A 16,327-nucleotide genomic window follows, 5' to 3' on the forward strand; every position below is an offset into this window, starting at 1 on the left:
TGTAACAGTTTGATCAAGGCGGCCGCCACCGTTACCCGATCTTGACCAAAACTATTTCTCGCCGTTCTGTCGGCTGGCGTCCAGTTCTGACTTGAATGCGTCGTATCGTGCCCGGTGAGCGGGTCGACGCCGGATGATCGCCCACGCGATGCCCAGAACCACGAACCAGATCGGCGTGACGAGAAGTGCCTGCAGGGTGTCGTCCTTGGTTGTCAGTGCCCAGAGAATGAAGACGAAGAACGCGAGCACGACCCAGCACATCACGATGCCGCCGGGCATCTTGAACTTCGACGCCTCGTGCAGGTGCGGACGACGCTTCCGGTACACCATGTAGCTCGCCAGGATGATCGTCCACACGAACATGAACAGCAGCGCCGAAATGGTCGTGACGACGGTGAAGGCCTCGATCACGGAATCGCCCGAGAACAGCAGGATCAACGAAGCCAGCAGGAAGATGCACGAGAACATCAGGGCGTTCGCGGGGACCTTGCGTGAGTTCAGCTTGCCGAGGGCCCTCGGTGCGTCGCCTTCCTGCGCAAGGCCGAACACCATGCGCGAGGTGGAGTAGATACCCGAGTTGGCCGAAGATGCAGCGGAGGTCAGCACGACGAAGTTGATGACAGATGCAGCGATGCCGAGGCCGGCGAGTGTGAACATGGCGACGAACGGACTCTTGTCTGCGCTGATTTCACGCCACGGAGTCACCGCGATGATCACGGTCAGTGCAACGACGTAGAACAGCAGGACACGAATGGGGATGGAGTTGATGGCCTTCGGCAGGTTCTTCTCCGGGTCCTTCGCCTCGGCTGCCGTCGTACCGACGAGCTCGATACCCACGAAGGCGAACACGGCGATCTGGAAGCCGGCGACGAAGCCCATGAATCCGGTCGGGAACATCCCGCCGTCGTTCCAGAGGTTGTCGATACCGGAGGTGGCACCGTTCGGCGCCGTGAACCCGGAGACGACCATGACGATGCCGACGACGATCAGGCTGACGATGGCGATGATCTTGATCAGCGCGAACCAGAACTCGGTTTCACCGAAGGCGCGAACGGTCGGGAGATTGAGGAGCAGCAGCGCCGCGATCGTCAGCAAAGCAGGAATCCACGCCGCGAGCCCTGGCCACCAGTACTTGAAGTACCCGGAAATCGCGATGACGTCCGCGATGCCGGTGACGATCCAGCAGAACCAGTAGGTCCAGCCGGTGAAGAATCCCGCCCAGGGGCCCAGCAGATCCGCGGCGAAGTCGGAGAACGACTTGTACGCCATGTTCGAGAGCAGCAGCTCCCCCATCGCCCGCATGACGAAGAAGAGCATGAATCCGATGATCATGTACACGAAGATCACGGAGGGCCCGGCGAGCGAGATCGTCTTGCCCGATCCCATGAACAGTCCGGTGCCGATGGCACCACCGATGGCGATCAGCTGGATATGCCGGTTGGACAGCTGACGTGAGAGGTGGGGGTCTTCGCCGGACGGCTTCGTCAGGTCTGGTGTATTCGCGTGGTCGGACACGGAGGATCCCCCTCGTCATACGGTTCATCCGGGGCATCGAAATCGTGCCCGTCGGGGGAACCTCGGAAAATGTGCTCTCTCAAAGTACGCGTGCACTGGCTCACATCACGCATCGGAAAGCGGACGCCGATAACCTGTCGAGGTGAACACTGACAGCACGGCCCATCAAGACGGACATATCGCCGCGACGCTGTTCGATTTCTCCGGAACCCTCTTCCGTTTGGAGGAGAGCGACGATTGGACCGAGCACCTCGTCGATCACCAAGGCGATCCGCTCGACGTGCGCGCTCAAGCCGAGCTGATGCGTCGGATGACCGCGCCGGTGGGCAGAACCGTGGAGATGGACGAAGCGGGGATCTACGCGTGGGAGAACCGCGACCGGGATCCGAAGTTGCATCGTCAGGCTTACCTCGACGTGTTGAGTAAGTCCGGGGTGCCCGATCCGGTTCGGGCCGAAGCTTTCTACGCCCTGCTGGTCGATCCGGATCAGTGGTCGCCGTACCCGGATACCGGCGAGGTCCTGAAGTCACTGTCGGAGAAGGGCATACGCACTGCCGTCTTGAGCAACATCGCCTTCGACATCCGTCCGGCGTTCGCCGACCGCGGCTGGGACGTCTGGGTCGACGAGTTCGTTCTCTCGTTCGAGGTGGGTGCAGTCAAGCCCGAACCGGCGATCTTCGAGTACGCCCTCGCACAACTCGATGTGGATGCGGCGCAGACTCTGATGGTCGGTGACAGCGACATCGCCGACGGCGCTGCCCGTGACGTCGGTTGCCAGTTCGCACTCGTCGATCCCCTGCCGACGACCGAACGCCCGCACGCGCTACTCGACGCAGTGCGGAAGTTCGGGCTTCTGTAGGGAGCGCTCAGACACCTTCGGTGAGTTCGCGCAACGACGCGTAGCGCTCGCGCACGTGGGGAGCTGGTTCGGCGTCGAATCGTCGCTCTTCCGGTTTCGGCCACACCGGCGGCTGCGTGTCCCCGGACAGTGCCCATGCTGCTTGCCTGCATGCCCCTTCGGCGACGTACTCACCCGGAGCAGGGATCACGACCGGCACTCCGAGAATTGCCGGCGCGATCTCACAGAGAGCGCGCGACTTCGCTCCGCCTCCCACGAGGAGAACTCGCTTCACCTCGACGCCTTGACGAACCAGGTCGTCGACGCCGTCGGCCAAGCCGCACAGGAGCCCTTCGATTGCGGCTCGTGCAAAGTGCGCAGGCGTCGAGTTCTGCAGCCGGAATCCGTGCATGGCCCCCGTGGCGTCAGGGCGGTTGGGCGTCCGTTCACCCTCGAAGTACGGAATCATGACCAGCCCGTCGTTTCCGAGGGGCGCCGTCGACGCCAACCGCGACAGTTCGGCGTGATCGACACCGAGAATGGACGCCGTCGCATCAAGAATGCGCGCGCCGTTGAGAGTGCACACCAGCGGCAAGTGCAGGCCGGTTGCGTCCGCGAATCCTGCCACGTTCCCGCCGGGATCATGCGTGGGGGTGGCCGATACAGCCGAGACGACGCCGGATGTTCCGATCGAGATGATCACGTCACCGGGAACTGCCCCCAAACCCAGTGCGGCTGCGGCATTGTCACCGGTGCCAGGCCCGACAATACCTCCGGAACGTGTACTTCCGATCTTTTCGTTCGGCGATGCAACTCGGGGAACATGCGGGGTTCGACCGCGAAATGCCAACGCCAGCAAATCTTTACGATATTCGCGCGTCGAGGCAGCATAATAGCCGGTTCCACTGGCGTCGCCCGCGTCGGTGGCAAGCTCCTCGATTGAGCCGGACCCACCCAACTTCCAGGACAACCAGTCATGCGGAAGACACACCGCGGCAGTGCGATCGGCGTTGCCGGGTTCGTGATCTGCGAGCCATCGAAGCTTGCTTGCCGTGACCGCGGCAACCGGAACTACACCAACTGCGTCGGCCCACGCCTTGGGTCCGCCGAGCTCTTCGACCAGATCGGTCGCAGCCTTCGCCGAGCGAGTGTCGTTCCACAGCAACGCCGGTCTGACGACCTCGCCGCCACTGTCCAGACACACCATGCCGTGCTGTTGAGCTCCGACCGATACGGCTGCGACGTCGCCGAGCCCACCCGCTGCGGCGATTGCACTGTCCATCGCCTCGAGCCAGCATGCCGGATCTATCTCGGTACCGACGGGATGCGCCGCCCGCCCTTCTCGTACCAGCTCTCCCGAATCGGCATCACGGACAATGACTTTGCACGACTGGGTAGACGAATCGATACCGGCTACGAGGGCCACACTGGCGTCCTTTCCGAAGGACCGTCAGCTCGCGTTGGCGACCGCGGGCATCCGGTTGCTGCGCTTACGCAGCGATCGCACATATTCTGCGCGCTCGGTCTCCGTCATTCCACCCCAGATGCCGTACGGCTCGTGGACGGAGAGTGCGTGTTCGCGGCACTGCTGGAGTACAGGGCACGTCGCGCAGACCTTCTTGGCGTTGCGTTCACGGTTCTCGCGGGCGTGTCCACGCTCGCCGTCCGGATGGAAGTACACCGCGGAATCGTGCCCGCGGCACGCTCCCTGCAGCTGCCAGTCCCACACTTCGGCGGTCGGGTACGGCATCGGAAGGTGCTTGTGCATGATGGCGACCTCAATTCCTTACTCGGGTGACACGGATTCGGGTGACTCTGGGCTGACGCCGGGTCAGACTTATCGACGCCTGACCGATTGGCCGAGTCGATGTGCACAGACCGTTGCGAGTTCGCCGGTGACCGGCGGAGTCAGCGCTACGACGCCGTCGTCGAGAATTGCCTGCAGCCTGCGGAAATACTCGTCCGGGGCGAGGCCGAAGGTTACAAAGATCTCTTCGTCAGGTCCACCGTCGAACTGCTGCCACTTACGTGCGAACTCGACGATCTCTTGTGTATCGGTGCGGCTCATCAGGTTCTCCCCTGTTTGTGCGCCCTGCTTCACAGAAACTGCGACTCGTCTCCTCGGACGCCCGTGGCAGTGAGTCAAGACACAGACTATGCCTACTTCTGCTTTTTCACAAGACCTACTTACGTCTTTTTGTGGACAAAGTATGCGAACTTTCGCACGCTGAAGTTACCGACGAGGAATGCTTGAATAGGACAATGACCCGACCGTCCACGACTCCGGCCACCGCGGGAGAGGTATTCACGCTGATACGCAGCGGTTCCGCGACCACGCGCAGCGAGATCGGGAAGCTCACCGGCCTGTCCAGGACGGCGGTATCGGCCAGGGTTGCAGCACTTCAATCGCTTGGTTTGATCGCCGATGACGACGAGGGCCCGTCGACGGGCGGCCGGCCGCCGTCCACTCTCACCTTCGCGAACTCGTCCGGCGTGGTTCTCGTCGTGGCAATCGGTCGATCGCGGGCACAACTTGCCGTCACCGACCTGGCGGGCACGATCCTCGCGGCAGAAGACATCGACAAGTCGGTCGGGGTCGGCCCCGACGAACTGATGCCCGAAATTGCCGAGCATCTTTCGTCACTACTGGCCCAGGTCCACCGCGCGTCTACCGAGGTCATCGGAATCGGACTGAGCATTCCCGGAACGGTCGACGTCGCCGCGGGAGCAAGCCTCGACTCTCCGATGATGGCGGGATGGGACGGAGTCGCGCTTGCCCCCTATCTGGCATCGGTGACCACGGCTCCGCTGTTCGCGGACAACGATGCCAACGTGATGGCTCTGGCCGAATTGAGCGAGCGACGCGAGAGTGCGCCCAACCTCCTGATGATCAAGGCGTCAACCGGCCTCGGCGCAGGAATCGTCATGGGCGGAGTCCTCCAACGCGGTTCACTCGGAGCGTCCGGCGAGATCGGGCATACCAAAACCGCTGCAGCGCGGGGCATGAAGTGTCGCTGCGGCGACGTCGGCTGCGTCGAAACTGTCGCCAGCGGTTGGGCTCTCGTGCACGCCCTCCGAGATCAGGGCCGAAGCGTCGGTCACGTGCGTGATGTCGTCCGCCTCGCCCTGGACGGCGACAGCGAAGCCCGCCGGCTCATCAGAAGCAGCGGCCGACTGATCGGCGACGTCATTTCCGGCGCGGTCAATCTCCTCAATCCCGAGGTCCTGATCATCGGCGGCGACATGGCCGAGGCGGACGAACTCTTCCTCGCCGGGCTTCGGGAGTCCGTCTACGGCAACGCAACGGCGCTTGCCACCCGAAAGCTTCAGATCGCTTCGGTCAGCCACGGCGCACAATCCGGCATCCTCGGTTGTGCGGTTCTCGTCCTCGACCATCTGCTCAGCGCCAGGGAAATCGATCTGCGGATCGCGGCGTCACTCCACACGTGAGTCGCTGACTTCTCGCACGCTCCGCATCAAACAATCAGACTTTTCCGGCATCGCTTGTGTTGACGCTCACACTTCTGCATAATTCATTACCTACCGATCATTCGGTTGCCGATATCGACGATGAGATCGCGCAGGAACGCTCCGAGTCAGCCAAAAGCATGCACCGAGCACACCGGCAACGTCGCAGATCGAACAGCGTTTCTCCCCTGTTCCGACTTCGCAGTTTCACCGTGTCGGTGAACCACGTGACTGGCAGAAAGTAGCTCGATGACCACAACCAGAACTGGCACCAAGCCCGCCGCGAAGGAATACGACCGCGCCGCGATGGCGTCGATGGTCGGCACCACCGTCGAGTGGTACGACTTCTTCATCTACGCCCAAGCCGCAGCCCTGATCTTTGCCGACCTGTTCTTCAAGCCGATGGGCTCGGCCGGCCAGATCGTCTCCTACGTCACGGTCGGCATCAGCTTTGTCTTCCGTCCTCTCGGTGCCATCGTGGCCGGCTATCTCGGCGACAGGCTCGGCCGCAAACGTGTCCTGGTCGCGACGTTGGCGATGATGGGTGCCGCGACGGTTCTCATCGGCGTGCTGCCGACGTATGCCTCGATCGGAATCTGGGCACCGATCCTGTTGATCCTGCTTCGCGTCGTCCAAGGATTCTCGACGGGCGGCGAATGGGGCGGGGCCGCTCTTCTTGCCGTCGAACACGCACCCACCAAGCGTCGAGGGTTCTTCGGAGCGTTCGTACAGATGGGAGTACCGCTCGGAATGTTGCTCGCCACCGGCGTTTTGGCACTGTGCACATTCACCCTCACGGACGAACAGTTCACCACCTGGGGATGGCGAGTGCCGTTCCTGCTCAGCGTCGTGTTGATCGGCGTCGGCTTCTACATTCGAAGCAAGGTCAGCGAGTCACCCGTATTCGCCGAACTCAAGGAACGCCGCACCGAGAGCAACACGCCTATCCGAACTCTGTTCAAGAAACACCCGAAGCAGGTCGTACTCGCGGCGCTGTCCTTCATCGGCACAAACGGCAACGGCTACATGGTGATCGGCGGATTCATCGTCGCGTACGCAACCAAGACCTATGGCCTGGGTAAGACCGAACTACTGATTGCCACGCTCGCAAGTGCCGTCACGTGGGGCGTTTTCACCATGATCGGCGCCTACTGGTCGGATCGACGCGGCCGCACCACGGTGATGAACGTGGGCAACCTCGCAATGGTCCTCTTCGCGGTGCCGTTCTTCCTCCTCGTCGACACCGGGAATCTCGGCTGGATCTACGTGGCGATGATCCTGTTCTCGGTCGGACTCGGGCTGTCGTACGGACCTCAACCCGCGTTGTTCGCCGAACTGTTCCCGGCTTCGATCCGTTACAGCGGTGCGTCGATCTCCTACGCGGTAGGCACCATCTTCGGCGGCGCCTTTGCTCCCACCGTCGCACAGTGGCTCCTCGGCAAGACCGGTGGCACCCTTGCCATCTCGATATACCTCGCCCTGCTGGCCGCGGTCTCGTTCGTCGCCACGATGCTCATCAAGGATCGATCAGGACGAGACCTGATGGTGTAATCGACCTGAATGTGGACGCCCAACGGCGTCGCGATGCCGGAGTTTGTCAGCCGAACTTTCGAAAGGCGAACTCCGGCAACTTCTTCGCAGCATTCGCTGTACGCACGATCTTGTGGTTCTTGCCTCGCATCAGCGCCAGTTGGATCCGCGATTCGATCCAGAACGCGCCGCGAGGCGAGCGGTTCCAGGTCTTATGCAGCAACGTCTTCGTCGCTGCGACGGCGTCCGGCGAGCGAACCGCGATCTGCGACAGCAGTTCCTGCGCCGGCTTGATCGGATTGTCGCTGACTCCGCTCACGAACCCCCACTCGAGAGCCTGATTTCCGTCGAACAGTTCAGCAGTCATGGCGAGGCGTTTCACGACGTCCATTGCCGCGAGTTCGCGCATCGTGACCGTTCCGGTCATGTCGGGGATCAATCCCCACTTCGCCTCCATCACCGAGAACGTGCAATCGGGGGTGGTGAATCGAAAGTCTGCGGCGAGCGCCAATTGCAGTCCCCCACCGAAGCAGTGCCCGTCAACGACCGCGATGACCGGCACGGGCAATTCGCGCCACACCCAGCACGCGCGTTGGAAGAGGTTGGTCTTCTGACCGGGAAATTTCGCGAAGGCCTTCGCCATGCGCCTCGGTTGCTTACCCGCAGAGGCGAAGTCCAACCCGGCCGAGAACGCGTCACCCGCGCCTTGAAGAATCACGCCCCGGATCGAACGATCAGCTTCGATAGTTCGAGCGGCGTCCACCAGGGCGTCGAGCATGTCCAGATCGAGACCGTTGAGTTTCTCCGGTCGGTTCAGCGTCACGTACGCCACCGACTGCACTACCTCGACACGAACACGATCACTCACGGCAACTCCTCCGATTCGACATATCCCCGACGAACTTACCTGAGAGTAAGTTCCCCGGGGATTCGTCATGCCATCTCGGCAAGAAGTTCCATGGTCTCTTGCCCGGCCGGGTCCGAATCAGTGGATGACGGTACGGCCACGACGGTGTCCACACCCGCCGCTCGGTACGCCTCGAGTTGCGCGCGAGCATCGGCCGCAGTTCCCACGATTCCCACCGCCGCCACCATGGCGTCGGAGACCTGACTCGAGAGCTCGCGCGGCGCGGTCCCGGCCCTGGCTGCCTCGATCACGTCCGCGAAGCCTGCGCGGACGAACATGTCCGAGTATCCGGGAGCAGCGAGATACGGCACGAGTCCACGTCTGAGTTGATCGATCGACATCTGAGTTGGGCCTTCGGTTGCCACGGCCGCCGGCGCCCACACCGACACCTGGGGCATCACCGTTTCCGTCTCAGCCACGATCTCCTTGCACCGTGTGATCAGACGACCGGCCTGCTCCGCACTCACCAGATTGAGCACCAGTTCGTCACCCAACTCCACGGCGGCCCGAAGAGCCTTGTCTCCGAATGCCGCAACGATCAGCCGCCCACCTGGCGGCTGAAGTCGCAGCCGATATCCGCTGGTGCGCATCACCGTTCCGGCGACTTCGCCCCGTTCACCGTTCATCAGCGCTCGCACACCGCGGGCGGACTCCGCAAGTGCACGTGCCGCCCCGGATCTGCTTCGCCCATGCCATTTCTCGACCACGACAGTGCTGGAAGTACCCAACGCGATCGATACGTCACGCCCGGTCAGGTCGGATACCGACGCCGCCCCGATCGCGATCATCGCCGGATCACGAACCGTCACCGCGAGCGGGCCGACCACTAGTTCGGAGTGCTCGAATCCGGTGCCGACTGACGTCGCCAGAGCAAAGACGTCGTACGTCGCCATCTCCCCCACCCACACTCGGCCGAACCCGAGTTTGTCGGCGAGGCGTGCAGTAGCGGTCACCTCCTGCGGCGGACGGTCCTGCCACAAACCCAAGGAGATGTCGATGGTCGGCAAACCTCTACTCGAAGTCGGAGACAAGACCCATTCCCTCCAACAGTGTCGGACGGTCGTAGTACTCGAGCCACTCGGTGATCCGTCCGTCTGCCATGCTGAGGATTCCGACAACAGGAACGACGCCATGGGTACCGTCGAAGTGGAAGTCGTCCACTCGCTGCACAAATACCCTTCCGTCGATCACGCCGAGAGACTCGATCTTCAGTGTGATCCGTTCACACTTGCTTGCCAGTAACGCAATTCGGCCCGCAACGGCCTCCTTGCCGACAAGAGGTTCCTGCATGACGCTGTGGAGCACACCGTCCTCGGCGAACAAGTCGACGACGCGTGTCCAGTCCATGACGTCCCACGCCTGGAACATCTCACGCGCCAACGCAAGCTTGTCACTGTCGTTCATCACACTCATGCCACACTCTTCTGTCGAAGCTCACGCTTGAGGATCTTTCCGGTCGAATTGCGCGGCAGTTCTTTCCGAATCTCCAGCCGCTCGGGAAGTTTGTACGACGCGATGCGCTTGTCCTTCAGGAACGCGACCAGAGCGTCCAGCTCGAGTTCCGTCTCGGGCCGCAGCGTGACCACTGCTGCGACGCGCTCACCGAGTACTTCGTCGGGGTCGCCGATGACGGCCACATCCGCAACGGCCGGATGCTCGGCGATCAATCCCTCCAGTTCGGCTGGGGCGATGTTCATTCCGCCGCGGATCACGAGGTCCTTCCCCCGGTCCAGGTAGCGGAGATACTGCCCGTGATCACCGGCAATCTCGAAGATGTCTCCGGTGCAGAGGAATCCGCGCTCGTCGAACGGAGACGGCCGATCGCCGAGATAGCCGGCAAAGACCGTCGGTCCGCTGATTCGCAACTCACCCGGGTGCCCGACTTCCGTGATGTCCTCGCCGGTGACCACGTCGACCAAGCGAACGTCCATCCAGTCCGAGATTCTGGTGCTCCAGCGGAAGTTCTCGACACCGAAACGAGGGAAGTACCGTGCGCGGTCGTCCGGATCCGGCATGTCCGCAGGCGAGGAGAGCAGACTGATGCCTTCGTTGGACCCGAAGAAGTTGATGACTCCGATTCCATATCGCTCCTGCCATCCCCGCACCATCGGAGGTTGCAGTGGCACCGAACCCGAACCGATCCGAGTCAAGCTCGACAGGTCGACCGCCGCGAGCATCGACTCGTCGGCGAGCAGCATCCACAACAGCGCAGGCGGCGCTACCGTGTACGTCACGCGCTCGGCCTCGATCTGCCCGAGGAATACTCGAAGGTCGAACGGGTGATGCTGTACCAGTACACATCCCGTGCGGAGCCACGGCAGGAACATTCCGTTGATTCCGGCCATGTTGACCATCGGGAACGGGTTCAACAAGACGTCGCCGACTCCGATGTCGGGAGCGTCGATCGTGGCCCAGCAGATGGCCAGCCACTCGTAGTGCGAACGTGGGACACCCTTCGGTTCGCTTTCGGTCCCGGAGGTCCAACAGATCGTCATCGCATCGTTGGGGTCGTTGGGATCTTCGGTGATTCGTACATCCAATTCACTGCGCTGTGTTTCGGTGGCCGCCCGAGGACTCAGCCCCACGACACCGGCGGGCAACTGGGCCGGAAGCTCGGATGCGGGAGCGTAGGCGAACACCGATCTCAGAGAGGGAATCCGGGATCTGATTGCAGCGATCTCCGTAGCAGGGAGTCTGTCACCAAAACTGGGTACGGTGACAAATGCTGCAAACGCCGCCTGGTTTGCCATTCCTTCCACTTCACGTTCGCGGTACTGCATGGGCAAGGGTGAGACCACGATCCCCAGAGACCACGCTGCAAGGTAGACCTCGACCAATTCGACGGTATTGGGCATCTGCACGCCCAGAACATCTCCCCGGCCCAAACCCACCTCGGAGAAGCCGGCAGCGAGCGCGATGACTTCGCTCTCCAGTTGGTTCCAACTGAGGCGTCGCGGATCTCCGCCGGACAACTCGCTCCGGTTCGCCGGATCAACCACGGCAAGTTCGTCACCGCGTACCCGCACCTGCGCCCGGAACACCTGATCGATCGTCTCGTCGGACCACCACCCTTTCGAGGTGTATTCGTCCACCTTGACGCGAGGATGCAATCCCCTGTGTGCCTTGTTCATTCGCGTACTCGTTTCAGTTCTCGTAACGGCCGGAAATGTCGATCACGTCGCCTTGCTTCTCGAACGCCTGGGTAGCGGCGTTCCACTCGAACGGCTGGAATGCCAGGATTCCCAATGCATGGTCCGCGGTCATCGTGAATTTGATTCCGTCGATGAACATCGGCGGGTGGTAGTCCTGCGTTCGTGCGGCACTCATGATGCTGGCGCGTGAGAGCCCGTCGGATGACTCAGAGGCCCGAGTGAAGTTGTCCACCAACAGGTCACCGATGGCCCAGCCGTTCACGGTGTAGCTGTTGGTCGGGGAATCGGCACCGTGAGCAGCCGCACCGGCCAGGTAGTCACGTACCGCCGCGTCGTCCTTGTAGAGGGCGTTGTTGGGATCCTTGAGCCACACCATCACCTGCTGCCCGTCGGCAGCATCACCGGCGGGCGCATACAGCGTCGCACCGTCGACGCAGTTCGACGGTTGAATCACGGTGTCGGGCTTCCATCCGACACGTCCGATCGCCTGGGTGATCGCGAGGCAATCGGTGGTGACACCGGCCACCACCAATACCTCGGCGCCACTGGCTTTGAGGGTCGATGCCGCCGTCTTGGGGTCGGTCAGCGCCTCTTCGGCTGCGATCTCGAAGTTCGTTCCTTCGATCGCGGACTTGAAGCCGTTGGCGATCCCTTGTCCGGACTCGGTCTGGTTCGTGGCCAAGGCAACCTTGGCGCCGCTCGGATACTTCTTCTTCAGGCTTTCGACCACTACCTCCATCTCGACGCCCGGATCCGGTAGATACTCCGTGGTCCACGGAAAGTCTTCGATCACCCGGAACTCGGGCATGCCTGCCTGCGCGAAGAGCAGTGGAACACAGGCAGTGGTCTGGTCGTCCGCGATGGCGTTCAACTGGCCTGCTCCGAACGTGCCCAGAACGTCGACCTTGTCCTTCTGAATGAACTCTCCGACATTGGCTTTGGCGCGCTCCGGGGAGAAGGCATCGTCCTTGACCACGACGTCGAGCTTGACGCCGCCGACGCCGCCGGCCGCGTTCTCGACCTCGAACCGTGCTCGCATTCCTTCGATCACGTTGCCGACCGCGTCGGCGAGCGGGCCGGACGTCGGCCCACTCCACCCCACCGTGAGTTTGTCGGTGATCGGCGCCGCGGCACCACTGGGATCGCTGCAGTCGTCGACCGATACTGCTCCGGCCGAGGTCGACGTGTTGCTCTCTGCGTCGGAGTTACCTCCGCAGGCCGAAAGGAGTAGTGCCGCAGCGGCGATGACTGCGGGAATCGTGGTCTGCCTTTTCATATCGTCCAGTTCCTTGCTGTGAGTTGAGAGAAACGAGAGTGGGCGAGGGAGACGGCGCTCAGGTGCGGGGTTCACCTTCGCGATACTTGGGATGATCTGCGGGAACCACCAGGACAAACCGTCGGAGAACGCTGTTGATCCGGCCGACGATTCCGTCCGGCATCAAGAACACGATCGCGATCAGCACCGCGCCGAACACCACTCCCGACACGGGGCCGTCGGTGACGCTTCCGGTGTAGTACGGCAGGAACACCACTGCCGTAGCCCCGACGATCGGGCCGAATTGCGTTGCGATTCCGCCCAACACCAGTCCGGTGATGAACTCGATCGACTTCATCAACGAAAAGGACTCGGGTGAGAGCGCGCCGATGTACATCGTGAACAGCGAACCTGCCAGACCGGTGATCGCGCCGGAAAGTCCGAAAGCGAGAATCTTGACCCGCGCGACGTTGATGCCGTTTGCACTCGCCGCAATCTCGTTGTCGCGCACCGCAACCATTGCCAGACCGAATCGACTCTTGACGAGATTGCGGATCAGGAGCATGACCACTGCCAGCGTCACTACCGAAACCCAGAAGATCCAGAGATAGGTGTCCGCGCGGGTCAAACCCGTCCATTTCGGCGGGACCAGAAGATTCGCACGAACGACCATGCCGGCCGCGCCACCGGTGAGATCCCCGGTCTTGCGGATCACTTCGGGAAACGCCACAGCGACGGCGAGGGTAACGAGGGCCAGATACAGCCCTTTGATCCGCAAGGAGGGAAGCCCGACGAGAAGTCCTAGTACGAAACACAATACGACTGCCATCGGGATTGTGGTCAACGGCGAGTATCCGCGATCGACGATCAGAACGCCGGTCGTGTACGCGCCGAGGCCGAAGAAGGCAGAATGGCCGATCGACAGAAGTCCGGTGTACCCGCTGACGATATTCAGTCCGGCGATGGCAATCGCGATGATGAAGACACTCGTGAACTGCCCTACGCGAAACGGCGCGCTCTGCGACACGAGGAGCAGGGCACAGACGGCAGCCACCAGCAGAACCAGTTGGAGTATCCGGTACGACGTCGATCCGGCAACCACCACGCGCGGCTGCCTGACTGCCTTTTCGGCGACCGCGGGTTCATTTCTCTCGGCAAGCGTCGTCATACCCGCTCCAGTTTCTTGGTACCGAACAGTCCATTGGGTCTGACGAAGAGGATCACCACGATGATCAGTAGCGCGGATGTCTGCTGCAGCGAACCGCCGATGACCGAAATGTAGCCGCTGAGCATCGATTCCAGAACACCGATCGTCAACCCACCCACAACTGCGCCGACAAGACTGTCCAGACCGCCGAACAGCGCTGCCGCAGATGCTGCGATGAAGATCGGGAACATGGTCGTGAGGCCGAGTTGTTGCGGCGAGAGCGGAGTGACCAGGACACCGGCCAGTGCGCCGATCGCTGCCGCAACACCCCAGCCGATTGCGAGTATCCGGCTGGTCGGAACTCCGGCGAGAGTGGCAGATTCGGCATTGTCCGCGACGGCACGCATGTGCAGACCGACTCTCGTCTTGCGAAAGAGCAAGGACATCAACACAAGTAGGACAACGAGCGCAACCAGTACGCCCAGTGCGTCGCCGTACACGCGCGCGCCGCCCACTGAGATGTAGTCGGTGGGACCGTTGGGAAACGGGCTCGGCATGATCTTCGTTTCGCTCCCCCACAGCATTCCGGCCAACGAGTTGAGCCCGGTGAACAATCCCAGTGCCACTATCAGCACTGCCATGTCACTTCTACGTTGAACCGGCCGGATGAGCAGACGCTCCATCAACGCCCCGAGCAGGAAGCCGAGAGCGAGAGCCGCTCCGATCGCGGCCCAGATCGGCCAGGACATCGTTGTGAGCCACCACGCCACGAAGGTTGTGAACAGGGCCAACTCGCCCTGAGCGAAGTTGATCGTGCCGGTGGCACGGAACACCACCACGAGTGCCAGCGCGAGAATTGCGTAGATCGAGCCGTTGGTCAATCCGGAGATGAGTCGTTCGAGAAAGAGTGTCACCGTTTACTCCTGGTACCCGAGATAGGCGCTGCGCACGACGTCGTCCGAACGAAATTCCTCGGGCGTGCCGGCAGCGACGATGGTGCCTACGTCGAGCAGGAAGACCTTCGACGCGAGTTTCATCGCGAGATCGGCATTCTGTTCCACGATCAGCAGTGCAGTTCCGTCGCTCCGGTTGATCGCACCGAGCGTGTCGAACAATTCGGCGATGACGATGGGCGCCAGACCCAGGCTCGGTTCGTCGCACAAAAGCAGGGTGGGACGGCTCATCAATGCCCGCGCGACCGCGAGCATCTGCTGTTCACCGCCTGACAGCGAACCTGCCAACTGTGTGGACCTCCTCGCGAGCACCGGAAATGTCTCACACCACCGCTCGATGTCGGCCTCGATCTCCGCCTTGTCGTTGCGAAGCGCAGCGCCGACGAGCAGGTTGTCACGTACCGACAGTTGACCGAGAGTTCCACGGCCCTGTGGGACAAGGCTGACGCCGGCGGCCACGGCGCGTTCAGGTTTGGATCCGAGCGGCGAACCGTTGAAGGTGATCGTTCCCTGGTGCGGAATCAATCCGGCAAGCGCACGCATCATGGTGGTCTTGCCGGCACCGTTCGCGCCGAGAACAACAGCGACCCCGCCGGGTTCCACGTCGAGCGAAACCCCGTGCAGTACATTGCCTCGCCCGTAACCGGCATGCAGATCATCGACGCTCAGCAGGCTCATGCCGCTCGCCCCAGATAGGCATTGATCACGGCGTCGTTCTGCTGGATCTCCGCCGGAGTACCTTCAGCGATCTTGTGGCCGAAGTTCAGTGCCACAACGTGATCGGAGATACCCAGCACCAATCCCATGTGGTGTTCGACCAGAAGCGCTCCGAAGCCGAAGTCGTCGCGGAGCGAGACGATCAGTTCTCCCAGCTCCTTGACTTCGCTGTGTGTGAGCCCGCCGGCGGGCTCGTCGAGCAGAAGCAGCGAAGGCTCGGACATCAATGCTCGTGCCAGTTCGACGCGCTTGAGTGTTCCGAACGGAAGGCCTGCTGCCGGCGCGTTCGCGACGTCGACGAGTTCGAGGCGTTCGAGCAGGTACCAGGCCTTCTCTCGCAGTTCTCGGACTCGGGCGCGCGCTGGAGGCCAGCCGAGAACCCCGCTCGCCAGTCCGAAGCGGCCCCGAGACGATCCGCCGACCATGGTGTTGTCGAAGACGCTCATGCCGCTGAACAGTGCGAGATTCTGGAAGGTCCGAGCGATCCCTGCAGATGCCAATGCATAGGGCCGCAATCCCAAGAGGTCGGTTCCTTGCCAGGTGATGACACCGCGACTCGGTTCGTAAATCCTTGTGATGCAGTTGAACAGCGTGGTCTTACCAGCGCCGTTCGGCCCGATGAGTCCGCAGATCTGGCCGGCGTGGACGTCGAAGCCGACGTCGTCGAGAGCCGTGACTCCGCCGAATTCGATCGATACATCGGAGAGCGTGAGTACGACCGGGTCATTCGCAGGTTGTGCGGGTGGTGTGTTTCCAAGCATTGGTTTCACCTCCTCGTGACACTTCAATTAACAGTGTGATAGAGATTACTACAGTAAACAGAGGCACTCCGTCAACGTGCGGCC

Annotated in this window: 16 protein-coding genes; 3 read left to right on the forward strand and 13 right to left on the reverse strand. The window is 62.0% G+C overall.

Annotated elements, in window-relative coordinates:
• Positions 1–51: 51 nt before the first annotated feature.
• Positions 52–1,515, reverse strand: a complete 1,464-nt coding sequence (gene cycA / locus EHW12_RS22220) for a D-serine/D-alanine/glycine transporter (RefSeq protein WP_030534902.1) — start codon at positions 1,513–1,515, stop codon at positions 52–54.
• 142 nt (positions 1,516–1,657) lie between these two features.
• On the opposite strand from cycA, the gene EHW12_RS22225 reads away from it, so the two are divergent.
• Complete coding sequence (locus EHW12_RS22225) at positions 1,658–2,374, forward strand: HAD-IA family hydrolase (protein ID WP_125051768.1); 717 nt, start codon at positions 1,658–1,660, stop codon at positions 2,372–2,374.
• Between the two features lie 7 nt (positions 2,375–2,381).
• On the opposite strand, the gene xylB is transcribed toward EHW12_RS22225, so the two are convergent.
• The 3 genes from xylB to EHW12_RS22240 form a co-directional block, all read right to left on the reverse strand.
• Positions 2,382–3,779 (reverse strand): xylulokinase, encoded by a 1,398-nt coding sequence (gene xylB / locus EHW12_RS22230; RefSeq protein ID WP_064443887.1) that lies wholly within the window; start codon positions 3,777–3,779, stop codon positions 2,382–2,384.
• A 24-nt stretch (positions 3,780–3,803) separates the two neighbouring features.
• Entirely contained in the window at positions 3,804–4,121 is a 318-nt protein-coding gene (locus EHW12_RS22235) for a WhiB family transcriptional regulator (protein WP_003946343.1), read from the reverse strand.
• Between the two features lie 69 nt (positions 4,122–4,190).
• Entirely contained in the window at positions 4,191–4,421 is a 231-nt protein-coding gene (locus tag EHW12_RS22240; RefSeq protein ID WP_030534904.1) for a DUF3263 domain-containing protein, read from the reverse strand.
• Between the two features lie 194 nt (positions 4,422–4,615).
• On the opposite strand from EHW12_RS22240, the gene EHW12_RS22245 reads away from it, so the two are divergent.
• Together EHW12_RS22245 and EHW12_RS22250 are read left to right on the forward strand one after the other, a co-directional pair.
• Positions 4,616–5,803: an ROK family transcriptional regulator gene (locus EHW12_RS22245; RefSeq protein ID WP_003946405.1), complete on the forward strand. Its 1,188-nt coding sequence runs from the start codon at positions 4,616–4,618 to the stop codon at positions 5,801–5,803.
• Between the two features lie 267 nt (positions 5,804–6,070).
• Positions 6,071–7,372 (forward strand): MFS transporter, encoded by a 1,302-nt coding sequence (locus EHW12_RS22250; RefSeq protein WP_099698277.1) that lies wholly within the window; start codon positions 6,071–6,073, stop codon positions 7,370–7,372.
• 46 nt (positions 7,373–7,418) lie between these two features.
• Here the strand turns inward: EHW12_RS22250 and EHW12_RS22255 are convergent, their stop codons facing one another.
• The 9 genes from EHW12_RS22255 to EHW12_RS22295 form a co-directional block, all read right to left on the reverse strand.
• Complete coding sequence (locus tag EHW12_RS22255) at positions 7,419–8,219, reverse strand: crotonase/enoyl-CoA hydratase family protein (protein WP_125051770.1); 801 nt, start codon at positions 8,217–8,219, stop codon at positions 7,419–7,421.
• Positions 8,220–8,284: 65 nt separating this feature from the next.
• The gene (locus tag EHW12_RS22260; RefSeq protein WP_241199029.1) at positions 8,285–9,265 is read right to left on the reverse strand and encodes an LLM class F420-dependent oxidoreductase; all 981 of its coding nucleotides are present in this window, start codon (positions 9,263–9,265) and stop codon (positions 8,285–8,287) included.
• Positions 9,266–9,269: 4 nt separating this feature from the next.
• Positions 9,270–9,671 carry a nuclear transport factor 2 family protein gene (locus tag EHW12_RS22265; RefSeq protein ID WP_021345212.1) on the reverse strand — a complete coding sequence of 134 codons (402 nt, stop codon included), beginning with the start codon at positions 9,669–9,671 and terminating at the stop codon, positions 9,270–9,272.
• Positions 9,668–11,389: a class I adenylate-forming enzyme family protein gene (locus EHW12_RS22270; protein ID WP_073512712.1), complete on the reverse strand. Its 1,722-nt coding sequence runs from the start codon at positions 11,387–11,389 to the stop codon at positions 9,668–9,670. Before EHW12_RS22270 ends, EHW12_RS22265 begins: the two co-directional genes overlap by 4 nt.
• A gap of 13 nt (positions 11,390–11,402) precedes the next feature.
• Positions 11,403–12,686, reverse strand: a complete 1,284-nt coding sequence (locus EHW12_RS22275) for an ABC transporter substrate-binding protein (protein ID WP_003939841.1) — start codon at positions 12,684–12,686, stop codon at positions 11,403–11,405.
• 58 nt (positions 12,687–12,744) lie between these two features.
• A complete protein-coding gene (locus tag EHW12_RS22280; RefSeq protein WP_030534909.1) occupies positions 12,745–13,833 on the reverse strand; it encodes a branched-chain amino acid ABC transporter permease in 1,089 nt (362 codons plus the stop codon).
• Positions 13,830–14,726, reverse strand: a complete 897-nt coding sequence (locus tag EHW12_RS22285; protein WP_003940241.1) for a branched-chain amino acid ABC transporter permease — start codon at positions 14,724–14,726, stop codon at positions 13,830–13,832. Before EHW12_RS22285 ends, EHW12_RS22280 begins: the two co-directional genes overlap by 4 nt.
• A gap of 3 nt (positions 14,727–14,729) precedes the next feature.
• A complete protein-coding gene (locus tag EHW12_RS22290; RefSeq protein WP_003939931.1) occupies positions 14,730–15,443 on the reverse strand; it encodes an ABC transporter ATP-binding protein in 714 nt (237 codons plus the stop codon).
• A complete protein-coding gene (locus tag EHW12_RS22295) occupies positions 15,440–16,243 on the reverse strand; it encodes an ABC transporter ATP-binding protein (RefSeq protein ID WP_021345217.1) in 804 nt (267 codons plus the stop codon). The genes EHW12_RS22290 and EHW12_RS22295 overlap by 4 nt, the downstream gene beginning before the upstream one ends.
• Positions 16,244–16,327: the final 84 nt, after the last annotated feature.

Origin of the sequence: Rhodococcus sp. NJ-530 (assembly GCF_003860625.1) — a bacterium.
In the GTDB taxonomy this organism is placed as follows: domain Bacteria; phylum Actinomycetota; class Actinomycetes; order Mycobacteriales; family Mycobacteriaceae; genus Rhodococcus_F; species Rhodococcus_F qingshengii.

What these genes read in the sequence shown, in the direction of transcription:
- EHW12_RS22235 (WP_003946343.1), bottom strand. Translation starts at nt 4,121, where the DNA reads ATGCACAAGCACCTTCCGATGCCGTACCCGACCGCCGAAGTGTGGGAC.
- EHW12_RS22240 (WP_030534904.1), bottom strand. Translation starts at nt 4,421, where the DNA reads ATGAGCCGCACCGATACACAAGAGATCGTCGAGTTCGCACGTAAGTGG.
- EHW12_RS22245 (WP_003946405.1), top strand. Translation starts at nt 4,616, where the DNA reads ATGACCCGACCGTCCACGACTCCGGCCACCGCGGGAGAGGTATTCACG.
- EHW12_RS22250 (WP_099698277.1), top strand. Translation starts at nt 6,071, where the DNA reads ATGACCACAACCAGAACTGGCACCAAGCCCGCCGCGAAGGAATACGAC.
- EHW12_RS22265 (WP_021345212.1), bottom strand. Translation starts at nt 9,671, where the DNA reads ATGAGTGTGATGAACGACAGTGACAAGCTTGCGTTGGCGCGTGAGATG.
- EHW12_RS22270 (WP_073512712.1), bottom strand. Translation starts at nt 11,389, where the DNA reads ATGAACAAGGCACACAGGGGATTGCATCCTCGCGTCAAGGTGGACGAA.
- EHW12_RS22275 (WP_003939841.1), bottom strand. Translation starts at nt 12,686, where the DNA reads ATGAAAAGGCAGACCACGATTCCCGCAGTCATCGCCGCTGCGGCACTA.
- EHW12_RS22280 (WP_030534909.1), bottom strand. Translation starts at nt 13,833, where the DNA reads ATGACGACGCTTGCCGAGAGAAATGAACCCGCGGTCGCCGAAAAGGCA.
- EHW12_RS22290 (WP_003939931.1), bottom strand. Translation starts at nt 15,443, where the DNA reads ATGAGCCTGCTGAGCGTCGATGATCTGCATGCCGGTTACGGGCGAGGC.
- EHW12_RS22295 (WP_021345217.1), bottom strand. Translation starts at nt 16,243, where the DNA reads ATGCTTGGAAACACACCACCCGCACAACCTGCGAATGACCCGGTCGTA.